The 3,568-nt window shown below is 73.7% G+C and carries 4 protein-coding genes; 3 read left to right on the top strand and 1 reads right to left on the bottom strand.

Annotated features, from left to right (window positions below):
• Window positions 1-44: 44 nt before the first annotated feature.
• Entirely contained in the window at window positions 45-764 is a 720-nt protein-coding gene (locus tag ACYVE9_RS19215) for a PIG-L deacetylase family protein (protein ID WP_461029124.1), read from the bottom strand.
• A 150-nt stretch (window positions 765-914) separates the two neighbouring features.
• On the opposite strand from ACYVE9_RS19215, the gene ACYVE9_RS19220 reads away from it, so the two are divergent.
• From ACYVE9_RS19220 to ACYVE9_RS19230, 3 genes are all read left to right on the top strand, one after another.
• Complete coding sequence (locus ACYVE9_RS19220) at window positions 915-1,706, top strand: class I SAM-dependent methyltransferase (RefSeq protein WP_461029121.1); 792 nt, start codon at window positions 915-917, stop codon at window positions 1,704-1,706.
• 190 nt (window positions 1,707-1,896) lie between these two features.
• Window positions 1,897-3,084, top strand: a complete 1,188-nt coding sequence (locus tag ACYVE9_RS19225) for a CapA family protein (RefSeq protein WP_461029122.1) — start codon at window positions 1,897-1,899, stop codon at window positions 3,082-3,084.
• 72 nt (window positions 3,085-3,156) lie between these two features.
• The coding region (locus ACYVE9_RS19230) for a hypothetical protein (RefSeq protein ID WP_461029123.1) at window positions 3,157-3,568 on the top strand (412 nt) is incomplete at its 3' end.

Genomic DNA, 3,568 nt, shown 5'->3' on the forward strand with positions numbered 1-3,568 from the left:
ACGGCCGGACCGGACCGCCGCGCGTCGCGACGGCCCGCCGCACGCTACCGGGGGTGGAGGCGGAAGGTGAGGGCCCGGCGGCCACCGGTGCGCACGGCGTTGCCGCCGAGCATCATGTCGACGAAGCCGCGGGCGTACTCGGCGGGGTCCTGGTCGCTGAGCGCACTGAGATAGGTGCGGTGTTCGGCCAGTGAGGTGACGGCCCGCCGCACGTCCTCGTCTCCGACCTGCTGTGCGTGGGTGGGTCCGGGAGCCCCCGCCGACGCGACCCAGCGCACGCCGTTCCACGGCTCCAGGCCGTCCCGGGTGAGCTGCTCGGGGAAGATCCACCGGTTGCCCGCGTCCCCGGCGGCGTCGAGCGCGGCCCGGCCGACGGCTCGGTGGTCGGGGGTGTTCCAGAAGCCCTCGGCTCCCCAGGTGTCCTCGTGGTTGAGGGTGATCACCAGTTCCGGGCGGTGCCGCCGGATGGCCGCGGTCAGGTCGCGCCGCAGTGCGACACCCTCCTCGATGACACCGTCCGGGTGGTCGAGGAACTCCACGGTGCCCACGCCGACGGCTGCCGCGCCGGCCAGTTGCTCACGCACCCGCACCCGGGCCGCCGTTGCCGGGTCGAGCGTGTCGATGCCGGCCTCGCCGCGCGTGGCCAGCAGGTAGGCGACGTCCTTGCCGGCGCTCGTCCAGTTCGCGACGGCCGCTGCCGCGCCGTACTCCAGGTCGTCCGGATGGGCCACGATCGCCAGCGCTCGCTGCCAGTCGAGCGGCATGGCCGCCAGTTCCTCCGCCACAAGGGCCTCCCGAGAGCCGTCTTGGTGGTGGCGGGCGCCGCCGGCGGACGTCGCCCAGCACCATGGAGGCGGACACCTGCCACAGCGGGGCCGCCGACGTACCAGCATGTCCGAAGGAGAGGCACTGCCATGCGGAAACCGCAGCACCACGACCGGACGTCACTCCGTCACCAACTGCGCTACGCCCTGCGGCACCCCGGCCGGGTCGTGCCGCACCTGCGGCGCCGGCTGCGGGACTGGCGGCTGGAGCGCCGGACCGGGGGCGACCACGTGGCCTACTACCGGGCGGTGATGCGTTCCGACACGTCCCGCAACCCGGAGGCGGCGGTGGGCAGCGCGACCCACGAACGGTGGCTGGCGCTGGGCCGCATGCAGTTCGACTACCTGTGCGGGCACGGGCTGTCCGCCGACGACCGGATGCTGGAGATCGGCTGCGGGAACCTGCGCGCGGGACGGCTGTTCATCGCCCACCTGGGCCCGGGCGCCTACCACGGCGTGGACATCTCACCCGAGATCCTGCTCGCCGCGCAGGACACGCTGGCGCGCGAACGGCTCCAGGAGAAGCGGCCCTACCTGACGCTCGTCCGCGACCTGCGGCTCGCGCACCTGCCCGACGGCTGGTTCACCGTCGTGCACGCGCACAGCGTGTTCTCGCACACTCCGGTGGAGATCATCGACGAGTGCCTGGGCCATGTGGGCCGGGTACTCGCGCCGGGCGGGTTCTTCGACTTCACGTACAACCGCACCGAGGGCACCGAGCACCAGGTGCTGCGGGAGGACTTCTACTACCGCACCGAGACCCTGATCGCCCTGGCCCGGGCGCACGGTCTGGAGGCGCGTGCCATGACGGACTGGGACGAGTTGCCGCACAAGCAGTCGAAGATCCGCGTGACGCGTCCCGAGGCGCCGGAACCCGAGTGAGACCGAACCCTCGGTGTCCTCGTACGACCGGGGCCGACGGCATCCGCCGGTCCCCGCGCAGGCGGTGGCACGCCCGTACGAGTGGGAGGGGTGGCCCGTTCCGGGGACCGCGCGGCACGGCTCCCGGCGGAACCACCGCGCCGCACGCATAAGTGGGATTATCCATTGATCCCACATGCGGAGTGGTCCCATGGCACTGCACACCCGCTTCGCCGGCGCGCTGCTCGCCGTCGGCCTCCTGAGTCCCCTGTCCGGGTGCGGCACGGCCGCCCCGGAGGCGCCGCCCGAACTGCCGGCCGCCGGCAAGGGCTCCCCGCAGCCGGCCGCGCCGGCCGGGGGACCGCCGCCGACCGAGGGCTTCACCCTGGTGGCGACCGGCGACATCCTGCCGCACGACTCGATCATCCAGCAGGCGTGGGAGGACGCCGACGGCGAAGGCCACGACTTCCGACGCATGCTGGCCGGGGCGAAGCCCGTCGTCGCGCAGGCCGACCTGGCGATCTGCCACATGGAGACGGTCTTCGGCGCCGACGGCGGCCCCTTCACCGGCTACCCCACCTTCCGCACCCCGCCGCACATCGCCCAGGCCATCAAGGACACCGGTTACCACTCCTGCTCGACCGCCTCCAACCACACGCTCGACGCGGGCGTCGCCGGTGTGACCCGCACGCTGGACGCGATGGACCGGGCCGGGCTGCGGCACGTCGGCTCGGCCAGGTCCGCAGCGGAACGCAACCGGCCGGTGATCGTCCGGGCCGGCGACGCGCGGGTCGCCCAACTGGCCTACACCTACGGCACCAACGGCATCCCGGTGCCCGCCGGCAAGCCGTGGCTCGTCAACCTCACCGACCCGGACCGGATCATCGCCGACGCCAGGGCGGCCCGCCGGGCGGGAGCGGACGTGGTGGTGGTGAGCATGCACTGGGGCACGGAGTGGCAGGAGGAGCCGGACACCGCACAGATGGCCCTGGCCCGCACGCTCACCGCTTCCACCGACGGCGGCCGTCGCGACATCGACCTCGTGCTCGGCACCCACGCCCACGTGCCGCAGGCCTACGAGAAGGTCAACGGCACGTGGGTCGTCTACGGCATGGGCGACCAGATCGCCGGGGTGATGAAGGACCCCAGAGGCAGCATGGGCTCCGCCGCCCGGTTCCGCTTCGAGCCGCCGAGCGTCCGGGGCGGGACGTGGCGGGTCGCCAAGGCGGAGTTCGTACCGCACCTGATGGCGTCGTCGCCCCGGTTCGAGCTGGTGAACCTGCCCCGGGCGCTCGCCGCGAAGCCCGACGACACCACGTTCCGCCACGCCCACGACCTGGTACGGGACGCGGCGTTGAGCCGGGGCGGCGCCCGGCACGGGTTGACGATCGGCAGCTGAGCGACGCCCCGGACGGCGACGGCGACCCGGCCCGTAGAGTGGGCGTCCCGCTCACCCTCGGAGGTCATACGCGTGTTCGGCCGGCAGCGCATCCGCAAACAGATCGCGCGGTACTCCGCCGACCTCGGCAGCGACGACCCGGAGGTCCGCCGCGCGACTGCGGCGATCCTGCCGTTCGCCGACGACCAGCAGTGGGCGGCGTCGGCGCTGCTCGACGCGATGGACCACGAGCCGGACCCGGAGACGTTCGCGACCATGGCGGAGAACCTGGCCTGGCTGCTGTGGCGGGACCCGGCGGTCCGCGCGGAGTTGGACGCCCTGTTCCGGGACGCCCGCGACTCCCCCGGCGAACTGGTCGAGGGCTGGTACCGGTGGCGGGCCGAGCGGCTGCCGTCTCCGGCCGTCGACGGCACCGGCACGTCGCCGGCCGCCCCGGAGCTGCCGGACCCGGACCGGGAGGCGCTCCACGCGGACCTGCGGCAGG

This window comes from Streptomyces sparsus (assembly GCF_054776295.1).

What these genes read in the sequence shown, in the direction of transcription:
- ACYVE9_RS19215 (WP_461029124.1), bottom strand. Translation starts at nt 764, where the DNA reads ATGCCGCTCGACTGGCAGCGAGCGCTGGCGATCGTGGCCCATCCGGAC.
- ACYVE9_RS19225 (WP_461029122.1), top strand. Translation starts at nt 1,897, where the DNA reads ATGGCACTGCACACCCGCTTCGCCGGCGCGCTGCTCGCCGTCGGCCTC.
- ACYVE9_RS19220 (WP_461029121.1), top strand. Translation starts at nt 915, where the DNA reads ATGCGGAAACCGCAGCACCACGACCGGACGTCACTCCGTCACCAACTG.